This is a genomic window from Vibrio sp. 10N.247.310.98 (genome assembly GCF_041467395.1).
In the GTDB taxonomy this organism is placed as follows: domain Bacteria; phylum Pseudomonadota; class Gammaproteobacteria; order Enterobacterales; family Vibrionaceae; genus Vibrio; species Vibrio crassostreae_C.
In genome coordinates this window covers 26,882-51,484 of the sequence record NZ_JBFSUL010000032.1, presented here as the reverse complement: position 1 = coordinate 51,484, position 24,603 = coordinate 26,882, and the positions used below count along the sequence as shown (strand labels likewise).

The following is a 24,603-nucleotide window of genomic DNA, read 5'->3' as shown; positions in this document are numbered from 1 at the left end:
TGAAGCCTTTTTTCTATCTAAATAAACAAGTTAGCTCTTAAGATCCTGTCTATGAGAACTTACTAAAACAAAAGGCGTGGATCATCTACGCCTTTTTTGTGCCTGAAATTCAAATAGATAAATGACGAGAATAAAAAAACGGCCCGATCTGGGGGAAGATCTGGGCCGTTATATTACGTATTAAAGGGGGGACTACTTATTTCGGCCTTCCAGCACATCCAGTGCCAGTTCAACCGCTTTATCAATATTGTCGCATCCCGCTAACTTACCTGAGCTGATAGGACCAAGCACATTAGCGTATAACGAGAGCTGCTTGTTAAATGGCAGGCTCAACTGCTCATATAAACGCTGGCGAATCTCGGCATGTTGCTCAGGAGCGTGAGCAGCAAGGCTTTTCAAAGTGTCATAAACAAGAGTGGTGGTAGTGTTCATTCGTCTCTTTATCATTAAGTGGGAGGCGCTTATTTTATAATCTTTTCGTATTCTTTTACTGTGATATAAGTCATACAATATTATTAATGTGTTTATCTTTTCAATCTAATGAGAATAAGGCATTCCAAAATAGACTTAAGTATCTGTGAAATATAACTAAAATAATGACAGACTATCGAACACACAAACGAATTGGCGCGTTTCTGGCAAACGGTTAAATCTATAGGAAGAGGAACAACATGCACTACGACGTATTCAACGGAGACGCAGATGGCATAATCGCGTTGTTACAGCTGCGATTAAGTGAGCCAAGAGAGAGCGTGCTCATTACTGGTGTTAAGCGTGATATTAAGTTGGTCTCTCAAGTTGTTACTCAAACTATGGAGCCGGGTAAGCAAGGTGATGTTTCTTCCGTTACCGTTTTAGATGTATCGATGGAGAAAAACCTGCCTGCACTGCACTCACTGCTAGACGCAAACATCAATGTATTTTATTGCGATCACCACCGAACAGGGGATGTCCCAACTTCTAGTCATTTAGATACTCTGATTGATACCGCGCCAGAGAGCTGCACGAGCTTGCTGATTAACCAGAAGCTGAATGGTGCGCATGTGGCTTGGGCAATCGCAGCTGCCTTTGGCGACAATCTAAAAACGGTGGCGGCGCGGCTAGCGGATGAAAATGGATTCGCTCAATCTCAAAAAGAGTTTCTAGAAGAGCTAGGTACCTTGATTAACTACAACGGTTACGGTTCGTCACTCAGTGATTTGCATTTCACGCCAGCTGAGCTCTACGAAACCCTTTATCAATACCCGAACCCGTTTGATCTTTTGGATGATAAAGACTCGGTGTTTTATCGACTGCGAGCTGCTTATCAAAATGATTGCCAGCAGTTATCAAACCTTGCTCCTGTTTATGAAAGTGAAGTCGCACGTGTGTTTGAACTACCAGGCGAGACTTGGGCAAGGCGCATCAGTGGCGTATTTGGTAATGAAATCGTTAATCAAGATCCAAACCGAGCGCAAGCAGTATTAACGAAAAACCAAGACGGCGAGTCTTACACGGTGAGCTTACGTGCGCCATTATCAAATAGAACGGGTGCAGACGAAATTTGCTCAAGTTTTGCGACTGGCGGAGGAAGAAAAGCAGCGGCTGGAATTAATCAACTTAATGAACTTGATAAGGTGAATTTTATTTCACTATTGGATGCATATTATTCATCTGGCACTGACGGTTAACTGAAAAACTCCCGACGTATACATTCAAAATCCTACAAATTCTTGCTCCTATATTCCGTTATACGTGCGTATTGCTAGCACATGTATGATGGCTATATCCAGGCTGTTTTAGTGATATCACTCGCAATGGTATCTGGTCTTAGGTCAGTAATTACGGCGTATTTGGGATGATTTTTGCCGATTTAAAGTTTATTTTTTCCTATCGGTGATTTTTTATATTTTTGGTTAATTATCTTAGTGAATTAAGGTTGATTAAATATTTATATGGTCAATGCATTCAGCCGAAAATAACAGTTTTTAGCATTTCAATTTGAATGAAAAGTCAAAATCATATTGATTCTGATATTCAATCTGTGACTTAAAATCACAAGTTAAATCAAAGGTCATCTTTTCCTATAAATTCCATTACTTCTCTATAAATATTCATGATTACAATGAATTGGTTCGGTTGTGATTGGCACAGCTGTTAAGTAAGGAAGTGGGACTAATGTTGAAACGTAAAGCTTTACAATTAGCAGTATCGGTCGGCATGGCGGCTATGTCTGGCGCTGTTTATGCGAATGGTTCAGATATGACGAATCCAGACTCTGGCGTCGTGGTTGGCTATTGGCATAACTGGTGTGACGGTGGCGGCTACCAAGGTGGTAATGCGCCATGTGTGACGTTGGATGAAGTGAACCCAATGTACAACATCGTGAATGTGTCATTCATGAAGGTTTACGATGTGGCTGATGGTCGAATCCCAACTTTTAAACTGGACCCAACCATTGGGCTTTCAGAAGAACAATTTATTGACCAAATCTCTGAGCTCAACAAGCAAGGTCGCTCTGTACTGTTGGCTTTGGGTGGTGCTGATGCACACGTAGAGCTAGAAACCGGTGATGAAAGAGCCTTTGCTGATGAGATTATCCGTCTTACCGAGCGTTACGGCTTCGATGGCCTAGATATTGACCTTGAACAAGCAGCCGTAACCGCCGCAAACAACCAAACCGTGATTCCGGATGCACTTAAGCTAGTGAAAGATCACTACCGCGCAGAAGGTAAAAACTTCCTTATTACAATGGCGCCTGAGTTCCCGTATCTAACGACAGGCGGTAAGTACGTTCCTTATATCGATAATCTAGAAGGCTACTACGACTGGATTAACCCACAATTTTACAACCAAGGTGGCGATGGTATCTGGGTTGAAGGCGTGGGTTGGATTGCTCAAAACAACGATGCGTTAAAAGAAGAATTCATCTACTACATTTCTGATTCTCTTATCAACGGAACGCGTGGCTTCCACAAAATCCCACATGACAAGCTCGTGTTTGGTATTCCTTCAAGCATCGATGCTGCAGCAACCGGTTTTGTACAAGAGCCACAAGATTTATACGACGCATTTGATAGCCTAACGGCGCAAGGTCAACCGCTACGTGGTGTGATGACTTGGTCTATCAACTGGGACATGGGCACCAACAAAAACGGCCAACAATACAACGAGCAGTTCATTAAAGACTACGGCCCGTTTGTACACGGTCAGGTAACGCCACCACCAGTCGAGGGCGAGCCCGTTCTTAAAGGTGTCGAAAATACGCGTGTTCTTCACGGCACAACGTTTGATCCTATGGATGGCGTGACGGCAACAGACAAAGAAGACGGCGATCTAACGTCATCAATCGATGTTGAAGCTTACGTTGAAACCAGTGTTATTGGCACTTACGTTTTGACTTACCGAGTGAAAGACAGCGATAACAACGAAACCACTAAAGCGAGAACGGTAGAGGTTTACAGCCAGAAGCCAGTATTTAATGGCGTATCTGACACAACAGTTGTGTTGGGAACTGCGTTTGATGCTATGGCAGGCGTGACGGCGAATGATGCTGAAGATGGCGATCTAACAAGCACCATCACACACACTGGCAGTGTCGATGTAAATGAAATCGGCAACTACACACTTGTGTATAGCGTGACAGACAGCGCGAACCAAACCGTAACCGTTGACCGTAAAGTGTCTGTAACTGATGGTTCTAACTGTGCTGCTGCATGGGATGCCGACACCGTTTATGTTGAAGGTGACCAAGTATCTCATGACGGTTCAACGTGGGGAGCAGGTTGGTACACTCGCGGCGAAGAGCCAGGAACAACAGGTGAGTGGGGCGTTTGGAGAAAAGTTTCAGACTCTTCATGTGGTGGTAACCCAGATCCGGGCGATGACTTAGAGCTTTCGGTTTCAGGACTTCAATCACAATATGCGCCAGATAACGGCAACGTGCGTTTAGATCTGACACTGACATCAAATGAAGCATTAGATGTTACCGCTATGGTGATCAACAGTGAAGGTACTGTGGTTGAGCAAACTAAGGTTAACGTAACGGACAGCCGTGCTATTACCATCGACTTATACGATGTAGCGGAAGGGCAATATGCACTTGAAGTAGTCGGTAAAGCATCTGACGGTGAAATGGTGATGGTAAACGATTCGTTCGCTGTTAAAGACGGTGGCGGAACAACACCTCCTCCAGGTGATTACCCTCCATATGAAGCGGGCACAAACTACGCAGCGGGTGACATTGTGGTCGGCAGCGATAATGGCTTGTACGAATGTAAGCCTTGGCCATACACGGCATGGTGTGCAAGCGCGTCTTACGCTCCAGCAGATAGCCAATACTGGCAAGATGCTTGGACAAAGCTGTAGTCTGATAGCTCAACGCTAGCAATATAAAGTAGACGATCAAAGAGAGGCCATTGTGCCTCTCTTTTTTATGTTTAAACAGTTCTGACTTAGAGCTTTAAAACCCACTTAACCTTAAACTCTGCTCTGCATATTGCTCTAGATCAAAATAGGAGTGATTATCAATTGTATTACATGTTAAGAAATAGCACTATGCGCACATTGAATTTTATATATTGTTAATATTTGCATAATGAATCTTGCTCAAGTCGACCTCAATCTACTCGTTATTCTTAAACACCTTCTTGAAGAGAAGCACGTTTCCAACACGGCATTGGCGCTGGATATGAGCCAACCTACGGTGAGCCGATCTCTGCAAAAACTGCGTACCGTTTTCAATGATGATCTATTGGTGCGAGCGGCTTATGGCTATGAGTTAACGCCAAAAGCAGAAGCCATTAAGCAAGATCTCAATTCGGTACTGACACGTTTAGAAAAGCTGGTACATGGCGATGTATTCGAACCGCAAAGCAGTGACAGTGCGGTTCGCTTCTTTGGTTTAGTGCCTAATGTCGCGCACTTGCTGCCCAAGGTAGTTGCGGAGATACGTCAACAAGCGCCAAACATGACTGTTGATATCGACTCGATTCCTAAACGACACTTTGAGCCTCTGTTATCCGGTGATGCGCACTTTGTGTTGTCGACCCACGAGCCGTTAAGTTCAGAGCAAAATTTGTATCGAATGTTCGTGATTAGCCGCGATTACCGTTTGCTGATGAGTAAAAAACATCCTTTGGCGGACAAAGAGATCACGGTTGATGACTTGTTGAATAGCCAACTTGGTCAAATCTCACTGCAAGGGGATAAGAAGCTCTCGATCGAAAGTCGATTTAAAGATCTTGGCTTGATTGATAAGCAGCGCCAGCTGTCCATTCCAATTCAGCTTTCCAATTTTAACGTCGCGCCGGATATGGCAGAAGCAACCGACATCATCTTTCATTTACCGACACCTTTTGCTCAACAAGCCGCTAAGCAAAGAGATCTTGTTTGTAAACGCGTGCCTAAAGCGTTGCGCCACCCATCAGAAGACGTCTACTTATACTGGCATAAGCGCTTTCATAACGACCCGATGTGTCGCTGGGTTCGCAATATATTCAAAGAGCTTTATACATAATCCATCTGCAGGGTGAATGAAAATTACGAATACCTATCGAGTTGGATATAGATCTCTTTCATTATTTGAATGGTGAATAACGAGAATCGATTTTTGGTATGAAACTTTCGTTGATAAGCGTGGTAGTTGGTTGTTTAATGCAAACCATTATCATTACCAATCACATATAAGAATGAATATCATGTCTGAGAGATCTCTTTTGATTCGCAAACCTCTTTTGGTTCGTAAACCCCTTTCGATCGCAGTCGCTGTTATTTGTACCTCACTTTCAGCTAACGTGTTGGCGCAAGAAGAAGCGCAAGCAACAGATGAGCAAATGGTTGTTACGGCAACTCGTACCGAGATGGCACTAAAACAAGCGCCAGCTTCAATGTCGGTTATCACCGCGCAAGACATTGAAGAAAGCCCTGGTATTACCTTGGCAGACATCGTTGCCGAATCAACGAGTGTTGAGTCTGATTTTGATAGCACACGTGCTGGCCGTCAGATGATCTCTATTCGTGGTATGGATTCAGATTACACTCTTATCATGGTGAACGGTCGTCGTTTAAGCTCTGCAAGTGCCATCATCCGTGGTAACGACTTTGACCTATCAACGATTCCTGCTGATTCGATCGAACGTGTTGAAATAATCCGTGGCCCAATGTCTGCACTTTACGGTTCAGATGGTATGGGCGGTACAATCAACATCATCACTAAGGCTCCAGAAAACGATTGGAGCTCTACACTGAGCATGGACACTTCATCTCCACTTGATGGTGATGGAGGGGAAGAGTATTCGATGGGCTTCACGACATCTGGTGCGTTGATTGAAGACGAGTTGTTTGCTCGCCTATCTGTTAACCAAACTAGCCGTGATGCTTGGCAACCCTATTCTGGTACGCATAGCTCTGGTTACGATCGTTCAGACATTACTGCGTTAGAAGAAAGAGAGACATTAAGCTTACTCGCGAGCCTGACATGGAATGCAACAGACAACCAAACCATTGATTTCGATTTTGGTTACAGTGACGACGAACGTGAGTCATCTGCGGAAAACGTATCATCTGTGATTGAGTCTGACACACGTGTTGTACGTCAGAGCCAAGCGATCACACATAGTGGTTTTTGGAGCTGGGGTGACACGCAAGTACGTTATTCACGTGAAAATGTGACAGATAATGATGCTGCGGACTCAGATACTAACTATAGCAGTGACATCGAAGAGCTGACTCAAATTGTTGAAGCTTCGGCGACCACTTATCTTGGTGATAGTCACACCGTAACGTTTGGTATGGACTACCAGTTGAGTGAATTAACCAACAAAGAAAACTTAGTCAATGGTACATCTGAAGCTTATCAAGGTGCGTTATTTGTTCAAGACCAATGGTTAATGACGGATCAACTAACGGCAACCATTGGTGGTCGTTTAGATAAGCATGAACTGTACGGTGAAGAGTTCAGCCCACGTGTGTACTTGGTTCATCAAACAACGAATGACCTGATCATCAAGGGTGGTGTGGGTAAAGCATTTAAAGCACCAACATTGACTCAAAATCAGACAGACTACACAGTTAATAGCTGTAAAGGCGTATGTGATTTACATGGTAATGAAGATCTTAAGCCCGAAACCAGCTTGAACTATGAGATCGCTGCGATTTATAGCCAACCTCGTTGGAATGTTGAAGGTGCCTTATTCCGAAATGAAATCAACGACCTAATTGATCGTGATGAAACCTATTGTGAGAACGGCGGAGTGTTTGAATCGGGTAAAGGTTGCGCTGATAGTTCAAGCTCAACTGGCTATGTGAATGGTAAGCGTACTTATACAAACGTATCAGAGGCTGTAGTTCAAGGTGCTGAGCTTACAGGCCAATTCCAAATTACTGATGAATGGGGTGTGTCTGGTAATTACACATTCTTAGACACTGAAGATAAGTCTACTGGTGACGAATTACTTGATCGTTACAAGCATTCGGGTTTAGTTAAACTGAACTGGAGCCCAACTTACGATCTAAGTACCTTCGTGAGTGCGCGTTACCGTGGTGAACGTCAGATCGAAAGCGATCTAACTCAAGACGCTTACACAACGCTGAACCTAGGTGCTGTCTACAACGTGAATGCTTCAGTACGACTACGTGCAGGTATCACGAACTTAACTGACGAAGCTGTATCACAAGAGCTAGAGAGCATGGGCTATGTTGAAGAGCCACGTACTTACTACGTAGGTATGACAGCGGACTTCTAATTTAGAGTTCAGTAACTGATAGCTTGATACAAAAGAACCCACACTGGCTGATGCTCTAAAAGGAGAATGGCGAGTGTGGGTTCTTTTTTGATCTATAGATTTGGTTTAATTTGCCGTTTATCTATTAATCTAGATTTTGACACATGTGATCAGCGCATTACCGGACTGAGTATCCCAAGGAATCAGCTTGTCGTAATCGTGCTCGAAGATATTAACCTCGAAGTAGGGCTTCAATATCTCGATTAACTCTTTAAACGAGAATGCCACCATTGGGTGTTCATCATTCCACACTTGAGTTTCACCAGCAGTCGTCTTTTCGATGCTAAGCTTTAGCGCTTGCTTATCACCCTGACCAGAGTAATACCAACCAGAACGGAACGTGAAATCGTCTTTGTCTTGGTTTGTTGTGTGTCTAACAAACAGGTCGTTGCTGATCTTGTCTTTATCAACCACGTTAAAACAGAAAATACCTTCTGGCTTTAACGCACGATGCACACTTTCAATACACTCTTTAAGCTTCTCAAGGCCATCGTTGTAATGGATGGAATACAGGAAGCAAGTGATAAGATCGAGTGGTTCCGTGACCTCAAAGTTACTCATGTTTTGTACTGAGAACTTGGCTTCCGGGCAGCGAACTTCTGCGATATCTAACATCGGCTTGTTAAGATCTAGGCCACCGCTTTGGTAACCGAAATCAATAAAATGACGAACGTGTGGGCCAGTGCCACAAGCTAAGTCGAGGTGTGTTTTTCCTTCATTTCCAAAGATTTGATGGAGTCTACGTACGCAGTTACTTTGCGCTTGGTAGTCAATATCTACACACATTAAATCATAGTAACCGGATAGGTCGGTATAGAGTGCGTTGGCGGACATATTTGCCTGCAGCATAAGCTGAAAAATTAGGGTGGCGCATCATATACCGAAATTGGAAAATCGCAATCAAATATTCGATCAATGAAAGCGTTTTATTTTCTAACTTATGGTCGTTTTAAATGAGACCGTTTAAAGGGATGTTTAAGCTGCCAACAACATCAGTACGCGTGTCATCGCTATTCACTTTGCCCTGACTACTTATTCGTTAACTAAAACAGGTGTTGCTCCCTCAATGCAGCGACCATACGGGCTTTGCGGAACGCTTTTATCACGAGACGAGATAGGAAAAATATGGTATCTAGGTAAACCCAGTGTGACATTTATAATTTTATGATTAATCAGTAATTTTACTGATTCAAACCGAGTTCTTGAAAAGGAAACAATTAAGGAAAGTGGGTTGTTGATAAAAACCAAATCACTCAAGCTAAATAAGCGAACTAAACAAGGAGAGTTGAAACAATGACATCAGCAATAAATGCACAGGGTTCAATGGAAAATAGAACAGCATTGGAAAGCAGTGCTTCAATAGAAATTAAGGTGGATGACTTGTCGGGTGGGGAAGTCATTGAATTACTTGAAGAGCACCTCGCTGATATGTACGCCACTTCGCCAGCCGAAAGCGTTCATGCACTGGATCTAGATGGGCTCAAGTCACCAGAGATTACTTTTTTCAGTGCTTGGAAAGACAGCCAACTACTTGGGTGTGTTGCCATTAAAGAGCTAAATACCCAACACGCTGAACTCAAATCAATGAGGACCTCACAGTTTGCTCGAAAGTCAGGTGTTGCCAGCCAACTTTTACAACACGTATTAGATACAGCGGCCATTCGCCAGTATCAAACAATCAGCTTAGAGACTGGCTCAGAAGACTACTTTAAGGCCGCACGTAACCTGTATGAAAAGTTTGGCTTTGGATACTGTGAACCCTTTGCTGATTATGTGTTGGATCCGCACAGCCAGTTTATGCGTATTGAGTTGGGTTAAGAGGCTAGCCTTAGATGTCGACTTACTTTGCAGGTTTCTCCATTGGCCTTTCGCTGATTCTTGCGATTGGCTCTCAAAATGCGTTTGTTTTAAAGCAAGGGCTTAAGAACCAACACGTATTGGCAGTTTGTGCTGTATGTGCCATTTCCGACGCCTTACTGATTAGCTTTGGCGTGACGGGCTTTGGCGCAATCGTTAAGCAGTTCCCACAAATTGAGCAGTTCGCCCGTTATGGTGGCGCTATCTTTTTGGGTGTCTATTCATTCTTAAGCTTCCGATCAGCATTTACCGAAAACCACGCCTTAGAAGCCACGGCAGAAACTAAAGACTCATTAACCAAAGCGATTGCGATGTGTTTGGCGTTCACTTGGCTTAACCCGCATGTGTATTTGGATACTGTGGTATTGCTGGGGTCTATCTCAACTCAATATCAACCGGATCAAATGTTGTTTGGCGCTGGGGCGGTATCAGCGTCATTCGTGTTCTTCTTTTCACTTGGATATGGCGCTCGCTTCTTGGCTCCAATGTTTAAGAACCCGAGAGCGTGGAAGGTGTTGGAATTTGTCGTTGGCGTGATCATGGCATCTATTGCAATATCTTTGATTGTCTAGCTGCGCGTAATTAGGCTTCCATTTTGGTATAGGTGTTGAATACACGCCAGTAGAAAGCCTAACCTTACGTTTAATCTCACAAGCAGATGCAGTAAATATCGAATTCTTCGGCCCGAATGGTAATAGACTGGCAAGCCGTGATGTAGCGTTTAGCACAGTAACTCTGGGCGCTTCGTACAATTTTTGACGACCTCTGTGAAATAGCTTAAAGCTAAAGCTATGGACACCTAAAACCGCTCTAACGTTGAGCGGTTTTTTTATGTCAAAAATAACGATTGGTCACGCTATGGGCGGAGTTGGTCCAAAGCCTGAAATTAGTTGGTTTTCACAAGCTTATAAAAGGGAATTATCTCGACTATTTTGGTAGATTAAAGGTATTACAGACTTCCAGTGAGCAGCAATGAAGATTCTTCACACGTCCGATTGGCACCTTGGCCAAAACTTCTACAATAAAAGCCGCAAGAATGAACATGAACGGTTTTTACAATGGTTACTTGAGCAAGTTACAGAGCACGACATCGACGCGATCATTGTTGCTGGCGACATTTTCGATACCAGTACACCGCCGAGTTACGCTCGTGAGATGTATAACAAGTTTGTGGTCGATTCGAACAAGATCGGTTGCCAATTGGTGTTATTAGGTGGAAATCACGATTCAGTCTCTGTGCTTAAAGAGACACAACAGCTGCTCAAATACATGGGCGCAGACGTGATTCCTAATACCAATGAAGATCATGCGACTCAGGTTGTCGAACTAAAAGGCAAGAACGGCGATGTAGAAGCGCTGGTTTGTGCCATTCCTTTTATTCGCCCTCGCGATGTGTTGATGAGCCAGGCGGGTGTCACTGGCGTTGAGCGTCAGAAGCAACTCGGCGATGCAATCAAACAGCATTATCAAAGTGTTTATGATGCGGCGGTTGCTAAGCGCGCGACGTTTGCAAACAGCGAGCACATGCCGATTATCGCTACCGGTCATTTAACGGCGATGGGTGTTCAACAATCGGATTCGGTACGTGATATCTATGTCGGCAACCTTGATGGTTTTGCCGCTGATGGCTTCCCAGACGCAGACTATATTGCACTTGGTCATATCCACCGCCCACAAGTGGTGGCAAAGCGTGAATACATTCGTTATTCAGGCTCTCCAATCCCACTAAGTTTTGATGAACTTAAGTCTCAAAAACAAGTGTGTGTGGTTGAGTTTGTTGAAGGTGAGCGCACCATTTCTCAACTGCCTGTTCCCACATTCCAACCTCTAGCTGAAATCAAAGGCGACTTGAGCGAGATCGAATCTCAGCTTAACCAATACATAGGTTTAGATAGCGACCAAAGCGTATGGTTATCGATAGAAGTGCAAGCGCAAGATTACTTGTCGGATCTCCAAGAACGTATGCGTGCATTGACCGAAGGCTTGAACGTTGAAGTACTTCAACTGCGCCGTGCAAGAGAGCGTCGTAATCAAGCATTAGAGCAAGAGTCGGCAGAAACCTTATCTGAACTGAGCCCGATGGACGTGTTTAGCAAGCGTATTGCCTTAGAAGAGTTTGAAACGGATTCTGAAAAAGCGCGTTTAGAGCGCATGACGGTGAAGTTTAAACAAGTGATGGTTGAAGTGTCTGAGAGCGCTCAAGCGCCAAACAAAGTAGAAGAGTAACCAGTATGAAGATTTTAAGCCTAGAATTTGAAAACCTGAACTCTTTGAAAGGACGTTGGAAGCTCGATTTCACCCAATCACCGTTTGCAGAAAATGGTCTGTTTGCGATTACTGGCCCAACAGGGGCGGGTAAAACCACCATTCTTGATGCGATTTGTTTGGCATTGTTCCACCGCACACCGCGTTTAAAGAGCATAGCTAAAGGCAACAACGAATTAATGACGCGTGGCACGGGTGAGTGTTTTGCTGAACTGGAATTTGAAGTTCAAGGTAAAACGTACCGATCTAATTTCCACCAAAAGCGAGCGCGTGGAAAACACGATGGCGCATTGCAAACGCCAACGTGCGAGTTTGCCGATGCGGACACCGACAAAGTCTTAGAGACCATGTTGACCAAGAAGACCAAGCTGGTGGAGCAGGTTACAGGGCTCGATTTCTCACGCTTCACTAAATCCATCATGTTGTCTCAGGGTGAGTTTGCGGCGTTCTTAAATGCCAATGCTAACGACCGTGCAGAGCTACTTGAAGAGCTGACGGGAACAGAAGTTTATAGCCTGATTTCAGAGCGTATCTACGATCATTTTAAGTCGAGTGAAGAGTCGCTTAATCAACTTAAAGCGAAAGCTGAAGGTGTGAGCTTACTGTCTGAAGAGCAAATCAAAGAGCTGACCGCAGAGCGTGAAACGCTAGAAGTAGAGCAGAAGCGTTTAGCCGAGCAATTAAATGAGTGGCAAGTGCATCTTAGCTGGTGGAAAGACGTGACCAAAGCTGAGCAAACTATTGCGGCCAGTGAGCTCGATCTGAAAACCGCTCAAGATGAACTAGACCGTAACCAACCGTCACTAGAGCGCTTGGCAAACAGTGAGCCGGCTGAAAAGCTGCGTCCAGTACACAAAGATTTAAAGCGTTGCGAACAAGAGGTGAACACTACTCAAGCTCACCTAGATAACAGCACCAAGTTACTTGCCGTTCGTGATGCAGAAATGCAAGACGCGCAAACTAAACTGACTCAAAGCAGTGCGATTGTCGAACAGGTAAAAGCCGAACAGCAGGATCAAGAGAAGATCATCGAGCAGGTTCGCCCGTTAGATAACCAAATTGCCGTACTCAAAGATAAGCAAACTGCGGCCGTTAGTGCAGCGAATACGCTTAACGAGCAACATACGCAGCAGCGTAATCAACAGATTGTTTTAGTCCAAAAAACAGATGCACTGAAGCAACAAGATAAACTCAGCACTGAGTACCTAAATACGCATCAAGCTGACCAACATCTGGAAAAATACCTAGGTCAGTGGCAAGCAAAGGTCGAGCAAGTTCGTACTCTAGAGCGCCAGCATTCAGAGCAGTTGAATTCAGCGAAGCAAGCTTTGTCTGCAGTTGATGCACAGCAAACGATCATCAAATCCGCGCAAGATGCTAAAGCAACGCAAGATAAAACTTTAGCTGAATTGGTTGTTCTCGAGAGTAGTGCAAAGCAACAGTGGGAAGCCTTGCAAGGCAACACTAGCGACCAAGTGTTGAATTCGCAAAAAGATCTGTTGGAGTTTTGGAATCGCAATACGCACTCATTACTCGAGATCAATCGTGGTTTCCTAAATGCCCAACAACAGCTGCACGCAAAAACACAGGCACATCAAACCAACACCCAGTTGGTCGACAAGCTTTCGAAAGAGCGTGAAGTGTTGCTTCTGCGATACCAAGAAAAAAAGACCTCACTTGAACGTTTAGTTCGCTTAATTGATCAAGAAGGTGACCTTGCGAAATACCGAGCGTCATTGAAGCCAGGTATGGATTGTCCATTGTGTGGTTCAACAGACCATGCGATCGAACAATCACAAAGTTCGAAGGATTTGAATGCCCAGAAAGAGCTTGAGGAACAAGAATTAGCAGCGATTCAGAAAGAAGGCCAAGAGCATCGTCAGCAGTTAGATTCTCTTACCCTTGTGATTGTGGCGCTTAACGATGACATTCAACGTGCGCAAGCGGATATTCAACAAGCTCAGCTGAATTGGCAAGGCGTTGTCGGCAAGCTTCAACAGAGCTTATCGGATTTCGTTGGCACGGCTCCTGAACTGGCACTGCTAACGATTAACGATTTAGGCAATGAAGCTACAGTCGCGACCTTTGCTCAGCAGTGTGAACTTCAACTAAGTCAGAGCGCGCAGCAACTCAAAGCGTTGGGTGATGCTAAAGCGCATTACGCTGAAGCTGAGAAACAACGCCTGTCTGTAAGTGTTATGGCTGACAAGGCGCAGTCTAATCTCGAGTTGGCCGAGCAACGCTTAGCTGATTTGAATAAGCAAAACCAAGTCGCAAACGAGCAAGTGACTCAAATAGCTCAAGCGAAAGGCCAGCAATGGAACGCCTTGAAAGAGAGCATTGTTCAAACTTCTATCGAAGCACCTGAACTTGAGCATATCGATGATTGGTTTACTGCGAAATCGCAAGCATCAAGCACATGGCAGCAAACCAAACAGCAACAGGCCGATATTGAGAAGCAACTGATTACTCAAAATGCCGAATTGAAAACGTTAGACGACAAGCTAAGCAGTGTTGAGAAAGAGCTCGCGACACTGACGCAACAGAGTGAGTCTTTAGTGTCAGAACTCACTCGTGTAACGGCTGAAAGAACAGAGTTGTTTGGTGACAAAGACATTCAAGCCACCAGCAATGCGATGAAGCAAAGAGTCACTGAAGCAGTAAATGCATTTGATGCCGCGCAGTTAGTGCTTAACCGCAGCGAACTTGAACATCGAACCGAGCAAACCAAACACACTGGTTTCTCGGACGAGTTAGTCAGTAAGCAATCGAGCTACACACAAGCGTCGAATGCTTGGTTAGAAGCGCTGAAAACTAGCCCGTTCGAAGATGAGGCTAATTTTGAAGCAGCGTTGTTAGATGAAGAGGTTAGAACTCAACTTCAAAGCCTGAAGAAGTCTTTAGACGAAGCGATTGTCAGTGCGCAAGCTAGGTTGAACGCCGCCAAAGCGACACAAGTGGATCTACTAAATCACGAAAATGCGAAAGCATGGCAAGAGCAAGACCAACAGCAAGTTGAAGAAGCGACTACTGAGTGTCAAAACGCACAGCAAAGCCATGCGACCAAGATCGGTGCAATTTCTGCCAATCTTGAAACGGATAGCCAGAACCGCAGTAATCAGCAAGATCTGTTTAAGCAAATTGATGAGCAACAAGTCGAGTTTGATGATATCTCTCGTTTGAACTCACTTATTGGCTCTAAGAACGGCGACAAGTTCCGTAAGTTTGCCCAAGGTTTAACATTGGAAAACTTGGTGTACCTTGCGAACAAGCAGCTACAACGTTTGCATGGTCGTTACGAGCTTAAACGTAAAGCCGACGATGGTTTAGAACTGCAAGTGCTCGACACATGGCAGGGCGATGTGATGCGTGATACAAAGACGTTATCAGGTGGCGAAAGCTTCTTGGTGAGCTTGGCGTTGGCATTAGCGCTATCTGATCTTGTGAGCTACAAAACCAGTATTGATTCTCTGTTCTTAGATGAAGGTTTCGGCACGTTGGATAGTGACACATTGGACATTGCCCTTAACGCGTTAGATAACTTGAATGCATCAGGCAAGATGATCGGTGTCATTAGCCACGTTGAAGCACTGAAAGAGCGAGTGCCCGTTCAGCTTAAAGTGACAAAACACTCTGGCTTAGGTGTGAGTGAGATGGAGAAGCAGTACAAGGTTGTCGCTTAGGTTGTTACTTTGGTTCTTGCTAAATTTATCTGCGCAGAAATAGAAACAGAGCTAGATGAAGCAGATCCCCGACTCAGTCGTTCCTCCTTCTCGAGGATGACGGAGTCGGGAGTAGTCACAAATCACTACGCAGTCACTCCTTAAAGTCAGGAACGAACGTCATAGAGAACTAGGCTTTGTTCGCATTACCTTCGTCATTCCCTAAAGCGAGGTACGAGCGTAATAGGGAATCTCTAGTAAACGCAGGAAGTGGATGCTTCAAGAAGGGAACGGCCATGCACAAGAAACCCCATTTACCGACTAAGATATGTCCTGTTTGCCAAAAGCCTTTCGCATGGCGTAAAAAATGGCAGCGCTGTTGGGATGACGTGATCTACTGTTCTGAACGTTGTCGTCGTAATAAGTCTTAGTCCCATAATCTGAATAGATCAGGTCAATCCTCATGATCTAAACCCGTTAACTCCAATATTTCCTTCCTTTGTCGTAATTTTGATGATCCTTTAATCGTTTCGTCATTCATTTCTCAAGTTAATATTTCTATCTGTAAGATAAGTGATGTATAAAGGCGGCATGACGATACCTAAAAGAATACAGCCTTTAGTTGACGACGGTTTAGTCGACGAGGTGACAAGCCAACTCATGAGTGGCAAAGAAGCATCGGTGTACATTGTGCGCTGCGGCGATACGATCCGTTGTGCCAAGGTATATAAGGAAATAAGCCAACGCAGCTTCAAAAAAGCGACCGCGTATCGTGAAGGCCGAAAAGTCCGAAATAGCCGCCGCGCTCGAGCGATGGAAAAAGGCTCTGGCTTTGGTCGTGAACAACAAGAAAAGGTTTGGCAAAGTGCTGAAGTGGATGCCTTATATAAACTGGCAGAAGCGGGTGTTCGTGTGCCTGTCCCTTATGGTTGCTTTGATGGCGTACTGCTTATGGAGCTGGTCACTGACGATGAGGGTTACGTTGCACCACGTTTGAACGATGTGGTGATGTCAGCAGAGCAAGCGATCGAAGACCACGCCGTGATGATGACTTACGTAGTTAAAATGCTGTGTGTTGGTTTGATCCATGGTGACTTGTCTGAGTTCAACGTATTGGTGGATGAGTACGGTCCAGTAATTATCGACCTACCACAAGCGGTTGACGCTTCGGCTAACAACAACGCTGAGTGGATGCTGGCTCGTGACATCAATAACATCCGTGACTATTACGCTCAGTTTGCTCCTGAACTGGCAAAAACCGAGTATGCCAAGGAAATGTGGGCGCTGTACGAGAAAGGCGACTTGAAGCCAGACAGCAAACTGACGGGTGAGTTTACGGAAACCGACGACTTGGCTGATATCGAAGCCATCATGCAAGAGATAGACGCTGCGCGAATTGAAGAACAACATCGACGCGAGCGAGCTAAAGAAGAGAAAGAAGGTGTTGACGATACTAAGTTCAATTGGGCTGAATAATCGTGATGATCAGTTTTGATCTTTAGCTAGATATCAACCAAACGCCTTTTAAAACAGAGGCGTTCTTTCTAAATAAAAACCCAATGGAGCTTCAACTCTGTTGGGTTTTCTTTTTTAGCACTAATGAAAGACGGACACTCGTATCAACTACCAATTTAACTGTTCACCATCGTAAGCGTAGAAGTGCCCACTGTTATCCGGTGTGGCAGTGCGAATAATATCGACCAACTGATGGGCGACATAGCTTGACTCAAACAACTTACCTTCAAGGACATTGGTCTGAAAAGGCTTCGACAGAGCTGTGTCTGTCGTGCCCGGGTGCAGAGCCAACACGGTGCCTTTCTTAATGGTGCGTTGCCATTCGATCGACATGGTTTTGATGAACATATTTAGGGCTGCTTTCGATGAGCGGTAGCTATACCAACCGCCTAATCTGTTGTCTGAAATACTGCCAACCTTTGCGGATACCACAGCAAACTTTGGATTGTCGCTCGCTTTAAGTATCGGCGTGAAGTGTTTTGCTAATAACAAGCTGGGCAGGGTATTCACAGAGATGTTTTTGAGGAAAAACTCAGGGTCGATGGACGACAAGTTCTTTTCCGGTCCAAGATCTGGAGTGTGGAGCATACCCACGCAGTTGATCAGCCAATCAAGTTGTTCAAACTCAGAACTCAAGCGCTTAATATCAGCTTCGTCGGTGGCGTCGACTTTGTGCCAGCTCAAGCGATTGTTTTCTAGTTCCGGCTGTTGAGAGTGGTAAGTCGCGTCTACATGCACATCAAGAAAATCAAACCGAGAGAGCTCAGATAATAGGTGTTTAACCACAGCGAAACCAATACCGCCGCTCCCACCGACCACCAATATGTGTAATCTGAGTTGCTCCACCATTATAAGTTCTCCAAGTTTGTGATTCGTTGTTCAGCAGTATCGAGAATCGCTTGTTGTGATTGCTCATCCATGTTGTCCCAAGAGCGATATAACATGCCCATACGTGGGTTGCGGTTTAACGCATCGCGGTGCTGGTCCATAAAGCGCCAATACAAGCTATTGAAAGGGCAAGATTGCTCGCCGCTGCGTTCTTTTATCTTGTAGTGACAGCCTTTGCAGTAGTCACTCATGCGGTTGATATAGGAACCGCTGGCAGAGTATGGTTTGGTTCCTACGATCCCGCCATCCGCAAACAGTGCCATACCTCGCGTATTTGGCATTTCAACCCACTCAATCGCGTCGACGTAAATACCGAGGTACCAACTATCGACTTGGTCTGGGTCTATACCCGTGATTAAACAGAAGTTGCCAGTGATCATTAACCTTTGGATGTGGTGCGCGTAAGCAAACTCAAGAGACTGGTCAATCGCATGCTTCATGCAGTTCATCTTGGTTTGTCCGTCCCAAAAGTAATGGGGCAGGTTATTATGTGCTGAGTAATGGTTTTTGTTGGCGTAAGCAGGCATGTTTGCCCAATAGACGGCGCGTATGTACTCTCGCCACCCCAGTATTTGGCGTACAAATCCTTCGACCTGTGCAATATCGATGCTTGGCTTATCTGGTGAGCTGTCTCGAAGACAGGATGCTTGGTAGGCCGACAGTGCTGCATCAATCACTTCTTTAGGGCTCAGCAGTTTACTGTTCAGCGAGAACGATATACGGCTATGATACAAGCTCCATTTAGAGTCGTGCTCTGTCGTCATCGCATCTTGAAACTGCCCAAATAACGGCAAGCAGACTTGGCAGAAATGAGCGAGTAGAGACAAGCTTTGTGCGCGGTTCACCGGCCATAGTAACTGGTTACCGACTTGACCAATAGTTTGCACTTGGTGGTGCTCGATACGCTGCAAAATGTCGGTTATGTCATTGGTAAACATCAGCGGCTGAGGCAGGTTTTCGATGTCTTGTTTCTTGAGCTTATTTCGATTGTTCGCGTCGTAATTCCATTTTCCGCCAACGGGCTTTCCGTCTTCTAGCAAAATGTCGAAACGTTTTCTCATTCGGCGATAGAAGTGTTCCATCATGATGTGTTTGTCTTTTGGAAACTGTTGTTCTATCTCCTCGAATGGAAAGAGGAAGTGTTCTGTATCACAACAACCTTTGGTCGCATTGGTCAGCTTGAGCTTGTTCATCTGCTCTAAGAGGCGATATTCATCTGGCCTTTGATATTCGAATTTCTCTGCGCCGAATTCGTGTACATAGTGCTTTAAAAGTGTGTCTAGGTTTTCAAATTGCGTTGTGTCGTTAAGAGTAAGGTGGAGTACTTGATGACCTTGTTCTTTGAGTTCGTTAGCGAAGTAACCCATCGCACAGAAAAACGCGGCCACTTTTTGAATATGAGAGGCTACATAATCCGTTTCTTGTTTGAGTTCAGCAATGATGTAAATAACGTCATCGTTGACCTGTCGAAACCATGAATGCTCAATGTTGAGTTGGTCACCTAATACAAGTCGTACCGTTTTAAATTTCATAATGCGTCCTGGTTTGTGAGGCTTGTTGTGACTGCGTTACCGTCTGACCATTGATTGATGAAGGCATGGTCTGGGTCGTACATTTCAGTACGTTGATTCAAATCGAAATGACGTGATTTGTTAATTATTAGACGCTTACGAGTTGATAGGCTGACAAGATCACAAATGACTACTCTAAGTGGGAAATAGGAGATTTCGATCAGGATGAGTGTGTTGAAGAGGATATCAAGCCAACCAATAATACCGATAGAGGTTGGCAATGCCGGTTATTTTTGAGTGTCGAACTGGAGCTTCTATTCCATTGGAACAACGAGAATATCGATAGGGGAAGTATCGATGATCTGTTTAGAATGGGAGATGAGCTTATGCCAAAAATCATGGTGATGGCCGCATAGCAATAGGTCAACGCCGTTGGCTTCGATGGCATTTTTGAGCTTATCGTTCAAATCACCCGTTCCCACGAAAATGTGCTTGATTGGGTGCTTGGCGTAGGCTTCAAACTCTTTCAAATGCTTAACGGCATCTTCATTGATGGGTAAATCACCGTCATTTCCCTGAATATCAACGAGCTCTGGATAAATTTCTCCATGCGTACCATCGATATAAACAAATGAAATGCCAGCCTCCAGTTTATCAGCGAAGAAGGTCGCTCTATCAATGAGAATCTTGGTGTCGTCAGACAGTTCAAGTGCGACCAGAATATGTCGGTAATCCATAATTAAAGCCTCTTGTTGTGAGTTATGTAACAAGCATAGTTTCTGTTGAAGCAAATGATATCGAAGAGATCTCATATTCCGTAAAATCATCATTCAATGTTCTTCTAAGCACTATCGTATTTATATCGCTTTGATTGGTAAGAAATTTACAAAAGGTTGATATAGTGGTTGAAGCGCTAGCTTATGCTGTTAGATAGGCTTGATAGTTCAATGCGCCAATAACGAAGAGGCATCAATGACAGCACTACTAACCATTCCCACTCGAACATTAGGTTTCGACTACGATATTGAGATCCGAGACTGGTCTCAAAAGCTCGTCGGCTTTCATGTGTTTGAAGATGGTAGACGACCGCTTGATGGAGGCATTGGGCTGAGCCTCAACCTTGTTGAACAGTTTGACGTGAATGGTCGTTGGCTAAATTCATTACCTGCGCGTTATCGTGAAATCACCGACGACTTTCCAGAATACCAATACCAGATGTTGTGGCTTGCTGCGAATACTTATGAAGCCGCGCAATTGCTTGAATTAAGGCCTGTTATTTTGGCTTTGATCTGCATGAAATACAGTGTCGACAACAAGAAAGCACTGGCACTAAGTCGCTTAGGGCAGAAGAAGATCCTTACCAAGTTGGGCTTAGACGGCAGCAAGGCGACACTCAAATTCATCGACAAGCTAGAGCTTCATTACAATGTTGGTGATGAACTCGACCACATTGTTCGCATTCTCGAGCCACTGCAAAGACGAGTTCTTAAGTTCAAGCATTACTCAAAAGTTGGATACACAGCCCTGCGTTTGGACCAAGTTCATCCATTTCTAACTGGCAGCCGATTAGGGATTGCAATGGTGGAAGAGGGTAGACTTAATGCACCGTCGAAGATGGCGATGTTCCAAGATGCGATATTGTTAGGGCAAGATTTGGAGATGGATGATCCACTGCGTGCGATTACCAGTCAGAACTCTTTTGCGATGTTTGAGCAACTGCATGACCGCTGGACGGAGCAACGCCAATTACGACGCTTGGAGGGTAACTGCCCAATGGATAAAGACATCCCTTATCCCGTTCCTTTACTTGGCAATGACAACATTCATCCGCTCACGGATTATTACGACCTTGAACACGAAGGCATCGAGCAGAAGCACTGTATTGGCGTGTATCACAACCGAATCATGAGCGATCGTTATGTGGTGTTCCGCATGCTCAAGCCTCAGCGTTTAACCATAGGTTTACGCCGCGTCCCGAGCAAAGCATTTCCTTTTGAAATAGACCAAATCTGCGGAAAACGAAATGCACCTCCGTCGGAATCCGCTCGCCAAGTGATTCACGACTGGCTAGAAGCGAGTAAGCAAAAATATCCTAAGCAATAGCCATTAAGTAGAAGGAATACAGGATGTTTCAACAAGGCGATCTTTGCCCTCATTGTGGTTTGATTATTGTGATGCCTACGGATCTGCAAGGTGAATGCCTAGGATGCGGCGAAGAAATTAATCAAGACCCAGCAGACGATTACGACGAAGAAGAGTAGCTTTACCTACACTTAGATTAAACAAGGCTAGGATAGCCGAATTACTCTCTTTAAAAGGACGGAAAAATGCAGAAAGTAATCTTTAGAAATTGCGATGAAAACTCACCTTATTGGCATGAGTTAGAGGGCTTATTTCAAAGTGAATGGTCTGATTTCAAGTTTAAAGATACCTATAAAGAAAACGTACAACTCCCTCCAGTAATAACAGTACTTCGCGATAATGTGGTCATTGGTGGCTTGGCGTATTCCTATTTTCAAGAACCTCACCAAGTTCGTGATGTAGTGTGGATCAACGCTGTGTTTGTCGACCCTCAATGGCGCGGTCAAGGCATTGCCAGTGAACTGATTAATCGTGGTGTCAGACAGGTTTCTTCTGCAGTGCAAACTCAACTCTACGCGTACACCAATATCATGGGTCTCTACCAAGGGCTAGGTTGGTCAATCGTAAATATCGAATCAGAACCGAACCATAAAGTGATGAGTATTGAGCTTAATCGATAAGCTCGGAATAAAAGCCTGATATTAGTTTATCTGCCGTTCGAGTAATGAATTTCTCCCTTTCATCCATAATGCATAAACCTGTTAAATTTTCGTTGAAACTCATGCCGATATCGCCTTTAAATCAAACAACTAGCTGTTGATTAAAACGATCAAGACGATTTATTGCAGCAGTTGTTGAGCACAAAGCCTATATTGACTAGAATGACGCACTTTTTTTATTTACGTACATACAGGTAATGAACATGAGCGATACTAATTCAAGACCAGCTTTACCAGATCATCTTGCAGGCAACCCACGCAGCCCACACCACGTTGCTGAGTGTTTCGAATACCCAATCGGCATTCGTCTAAATGGTAAAGAGCGTACTGATGTTGAAGAATACTGCATCAGCGAAGGTTGGGTTAAGATCCCTTCTCCAAAAGCGCTAGATCGTTTTGGTCAGCCAATGCTTATTACTCTAAAAGGCACTGTAGAAGCTTTTTACATCGACGCATAATCATGTCGTGTGGCTAGCTAATACTTCGAGTAATTAGCTAATGTTTGCTTAATTAGCCAACATCAAGCCACCAAGCGTTATTACCTAAAAGGGTCTAGAGAAATCTAGACCCTTTTTGTTTGCATTGATTTTAGCGAACTTCTTTAACCAATAGCCCAAACCACCTTCATAACTCCACAGATTCAACCAAAATTGTTGTTATTCACTATGCATTCGCAGTAATAACAAAGTTGTTGTTGGTTGATTTATGTTCGCTCGCTCTTTTTGAATTTATTCGTACTCGAAAGTTCTGATGTTTAATTAAACAGATACAAACAAAAATATGAAGCGCAGTCTAATTAAATGAAACTAATATGCTGTATTTAAAGTTATTTTTTGTTAATAACTACCTCTATCACAGAAATTAATCCTGAAGCACATACAATTCCCTTGATTTCGAATGAGCGCTAAATTTTTTCGTTCGAGCATTTAAATTCTTCCTTCGCCCAATAATTATGAGGTTCCTATGTTTGGAATATTCAAACCTATGGCGCATATCGATCGCTTGTCATCAGATAAGATCGATAGCACCTACACACGACTACGATGGCAGCTGTTTCTTGGCATCTTCGTTGGCTATGCGGGGTACTACTTAGTCCGTAAAAACTTTAGTTTGGCGATGCCTTATCTCATTGAACAAGGTTTTAGCCGTGGAGAACTAGGGGTTGCATTAGCGGCGGTATCTATCGCTTACGGCTTATCTAAGTTCTTAATGGGCAGTGTTTCTGACCGTTCTAACCCTCGTTACTTCCTCAGCGGTGGCTTGTTAATGTCGGCACTGGTGATGTTCTGCTTTGGCTTTATGCCTTGGGCAACAGGCAGCATCACTGCGATGTTTATCCTGCTGTTCTTGAATGGTTGGTTCCAAGGTATGGGTTGGCCAGCTTGTGGACGAACCATGGTCCACTGGTGGTCACGAAAAGAACGTGGTGAGATAGTGTCAGTATGGAACGTTGCTCACAACGTGGGTGGCGGTTTGATTGGCCCAATGTTCTTGTTGGGGCTGTGGGCTTTTAACGACGATTGGCGAACCGCTTTTTATGTTCCTGCATTTTTTGCCACTCTCGTTGCTGTCTTTGTTTGGTTTACTGTAAGAGATACACCTCAATCTTGCGGCTTACCACCGATTGAAGAACATAAAGACGATTACCCAGACGACTACGATACGTCTCATGAGAAAGAAATGACGGCGAAAGAGATCTTCTTTAAGTACGTTTTCTCTAACAAACTGTTGTGGTCAATCGCTATTGCCAATGCGTTTGTTTACCTTATCCGCTATGGCGTACTCGATTGGGCTCCAGTTTACTTAAAAGAAGCAAAAGACTTCTCTGTAGATAAATCATCTTGGGCTTACTTCTTGTATGAGTGGGCAGGTATCCCTGGCACCTTATTGTGTGGTTGGATTTCAGATAAGTTATTCAAAGGCCGACGTGCACCTGCAGGTATCTTGTTCATGGTTCTAGTGACAGTCGCTGTGTTGGTATATTGGCTGAATCCAGCAGGTAACCCAACGGTTGATATGCTGGCACTGGTTGCGATTGGTTTCCTTATCTATGGTCCTGTAATGCTGATCGGTTTGTATGCACTGGAACTAGCGCCTAAGAAAGCAGCGGGTACAGCGGCTGGTCTAACGGGTTTGTTTGGTTACTTAGGTGGCGCGGTTGCTGCGAACGCAATACTCGGCTTTATGGTTGACCATTACGGCTGGGATGGCGGCTTCATTATTTTGGTCGGCGCTTGTGTGGCTTCAATCATCTGTCTGCTTTACGCCTTCTTAGGTGAGCGTGCGCACCATAAACAAAAAGATCTCGAACGAGAGAAAGAAGCGCTAGCTCAGTAGTGTA

The 24,603-nt window shown here is 44.4% G+C and carries 20 protein-coding genes and 1 pseudogene; 16 read left to right on the top strand and 5 right to left on the bottom strand.

All coding sequences use genetic code 11. The annotated features are described in order from the left end of the window. Positions 1–192 precede the first annotated feature (192 nt). Positions 193–432 carry a PAS factor family protein gene (locus tag AB6E78_RS13835; RefSeq protein ID WP_004733935.1) on the bottom strand — a complete coding sequence of 80 codons (240 nt, stop codon included), beginning with the start codon at positions 430–432 and terminating at the stop codon, positions 193–195. A 239-nt stretch (positions 433–671) separates the two neighbouring features. Here AB6E78_RS13835 and AB6E78_RS13830 point away from each other — a divergent pair, with 239 nt between their 5' ends. From AB6E78_RS13830 to AB6E78_RS13815, 4 genes are all read left to right on the top strand, one after another. Continuing rightward, positions 672–1,670: a hypothetical protein gene (locus AB6E78_RS13830; RefSeq protein ID WP_017063978.1), complete on the top strand. Its 999-nt coding sequence runs from the start codon at positions 672–674 to the stop codon at positions 1,668–1,670. A gap of 487 nt (positions 1,671–2,157) precedes the next feature. Next, positions 2,158–4,347, top strand: a complete 2,190-nt coding sequence (locus tag AB6E78_RS13825) for an immunoglobulin-like domain-containing protein (RefSeq protein ID WP_372133803.1) — start codon at positions 2,158–2,160, stop codon at positions 4,345–4,347. 229 nt (positions 4,348–4,576) lie between these two features. Beyond that, a complete protein-coding gene (locus AB6E78_RS13820; protein WP_372133804.1) occupies positions 4,577–5,497 on the top strand; it encodes a LysR family transcriptional regulator in 921 nt (306 codons plus the stop codon). A 181-nt stretch (positions 5,498–5,678) separates the two neighbouring features. After that, positions 5,679–7,724 carry a TonB-dependent receptor domain-containing protein gene (locus AB6E78_RS13815; RefSeq protein ID WP_372133805.1) on the top strand — a complete coding sequence of 682 codons (2,046 nt, stop codon included), beginning with the start codon at positions 5,679–5,681 and terminating at the stop codon, positions 7,722–7,724. A gap of 129 nt (positions 7,725–7,853) precedes the next feature. Here the strand turns inward: AB6E78_RS13815 and AB6E78_RS13810 are convergent, their stop codons facing one another. Next, a complete protein-coding gene (locus AB6E78_RS13810; RefSeq protein WP_029235856.1) occupies positions 7,854–8,597 on the bottom strand; it encodes a class I SAM-dependent methyltransferase in 744 nt (247 codons plus the stop codon). 459 nt (positions 8,598–9,056) lie between these two features. Between AB6E78_RS13810 and AB6E78_RS13805 the strand changes: the two genes are divergently transcribed. From AB6E78_RS13805 to AB6E78_RS13775, 7 genes and pseudogenes are all read left to right on the top strand, one after another. Continuing rightward, positions 9,057–9,581 carry a GNAT family N-acetyltransferase gene (locus AB6E78_RS13805; protein ID WP_372129081.1) on the top strand — a complete coding sequence of 175 codons (525 nt, stop codon included), beginning with the start codon at positions 9,057–9,059 and terminating at the stop codon, positions 9,579–9,581. A 14-nt stretch (positions 9,582–9,595) separates the two neighbouring features. Beyond that, positions 9,596–10,192 carry a LysE/ArgO family amino acid transporter gene (locus AB6E78_RS13800; protein WP_372133806.1) on the top strand — a complete coding sequence of 199 codons (597 nt, stop codon included), beginning with the start codon at positions 9,596–9,598 and terminating at the stop codon, positions 10,190–10,192. Positions 10,193–10,205: 13 nt separating this feature from the next. Continuing rightward, positions 10,206–10,379: pseudogene (locus AB6E78_RS13795) on the top strand (porin family protein); the annotation flags it as partial. Positions 10,380–10,592: 213 nt separating this feature from the next. Then, positions 10,593–11,846 carry an exonuclease subunit SbcD gene (gene sbcD, locus AB6E78_RS13790; protein ID WP_372133807.1) on the top strand — a complete coding sequence of 418 codons (1,254 nt, stop codon included), beginning with the start codon at positions 10,593–10,595 and terminating at the stop codon, positions 11,844–11,846. Between the two features lie 5 nt (positions 11,847–11,851). Beyond that, positions 11,852–15,568, top strand: coding sequence for an SbcC/MukB-like Walker B domain-containing protein (locus AB6E78_RS13785; protein ID WP_372133808.1), 3,717 nt, complete (start codon positions 11,852–11,854; stop codon positions 15,566–15,568). A 275-nt stretch (positions 15,569–15,843) separates the two neighbouring features. Next, positions 15,844–15,978, top strand: a complete 135-nt coding sequence (locus AB6E78_RS13780) for a DUF2256 domain-containing protein (protein WP_081324519.1) — start codon at positions 15,844–15,846, stop codon at positions 15,976–15,978. A 160-nt stretch (positions 15,979–16,138) separates the two neighbouring features. Beyond that, positions 16,139–17,023, top strand: coding sequence for a PA4780 family RIO1-like protein kinase (locus tag AB6E78_RS13775; protein ID WP_372133809.1), 885 nt, complete (start codon positions 16,139–16,141; stop codon positions 17,021–17,023). A 147-nt stretch (positions 17,024–17,170) separates the two neighbouring features. Here the strand turns inward: AB6E78_RS13775 and AB6E78_RS13770 are convergent, their stop codons facing one another. The 3 genes from AB6E78_RS13770 to AB6E78_RS13760 form a co-directional block, all read right to left on the bottom strand. Then, positions 17,171–17,911: an SDR family oxidoreductase gene (locus tag AB6E78_RS13770; protein WP_171733302.1), complete on the bottom strand. Its 741-nt coding sequence runs from the start codon at positions 17,909–17,911 to the stop codon at positions 17,171–17,173. Next, on the bottom strand, positions 17,911–19,482 hold the full coding sequence (locus AB6E78_RS13765; protein ID WP_372133810.1) for a cryptochrome/photolyase family protein: 1,572 nt from the start codon (positions 19,480–19,482) through the stop codon (positions 17,911–17,913). Before AB6E78_RS13765 ends, AB6E78_RS13770 begins: the two co-directional genes overlap by 1 nt. Positions 19,483–19,775: 293 nt before the next feature. Further along, positions 19,776–20,198, bottom strand: a complete 423-nt coding sequence (locus AB6E78_RS13760; protein WP_017063967.1) for a universal stress protein — start codon at positions 20,196–20,198, stop codon at positions 19,776–19,778. Between the two features lie 235 nt (positions 20,199–20,433). On the opposite strand from AB6E78_RS13760, the gene AB6E78_RS13755 reads away from it, so the two are divergent. The 5 genes from AB6E78_RS13755 (at position 20,434) to glpT (ending at position 24,599) form a co-directional block, all read left to right on the top strand. Beyond that, a complete protein-coding gene (locus AB6E78_RS13755; protein ID WP_017059201.1) occupies positions 20,434–21,564 on the top strand; it encodes a PcfJ domain-containing protein in 1,131 nt (376 codons plus the stop codon). Positions 21,565–21,587: 23 nt separating this feature from the next. Continuing rightward, complete coding sequence (locus AB6E78_RS13750) at positions 21,588–21,722, top strand: hypothetical protein (RefSeq protein ID WP_017059202.1); 135 nt, start codon at positions 21,588–21,590, stop codon at positions 21,720–21,722. Positions 21,723–21,788: 66 nt separating this feature from the next. After that, complete coding sequence (locus tag AB6E78_RS13745) at positions 21,789–22,223, top strand: GNAT family N-acetyltransferase (protein ID WP_017059203.1); 435 nt, start codon at positions 21,789–21,791, stop codon at positions 22,221–22,223. Positions 22,224–22,465: 242 nt separating this feature from the next. After that, positions 22,466–22,720, top strand: coding sequence for a DUF3297 family protein (locus AB6E78_RS13740; protein ID WP_017059204.1), 255 nt, complete (start codon positions 22,466–22,468; stop codon positions 22,718–22,720). A gap of 505 nt (positions 22,721–23,225) precedes the next feature. Continuing rightward, complete coding sequence (gene glpT / locus AB6E78_RS13735) at positions 23,226–24,599, top strand: glycerol-3-phosphate transporter (RefSeq protein WP_029235560.1); 1,374 nt, start codon at positions 23,226–23,228, stop codon at positions 24,597–24,599. The last annotated feature ends 4 nt before the right edge of the window (positions 24,600–24,603 follow it).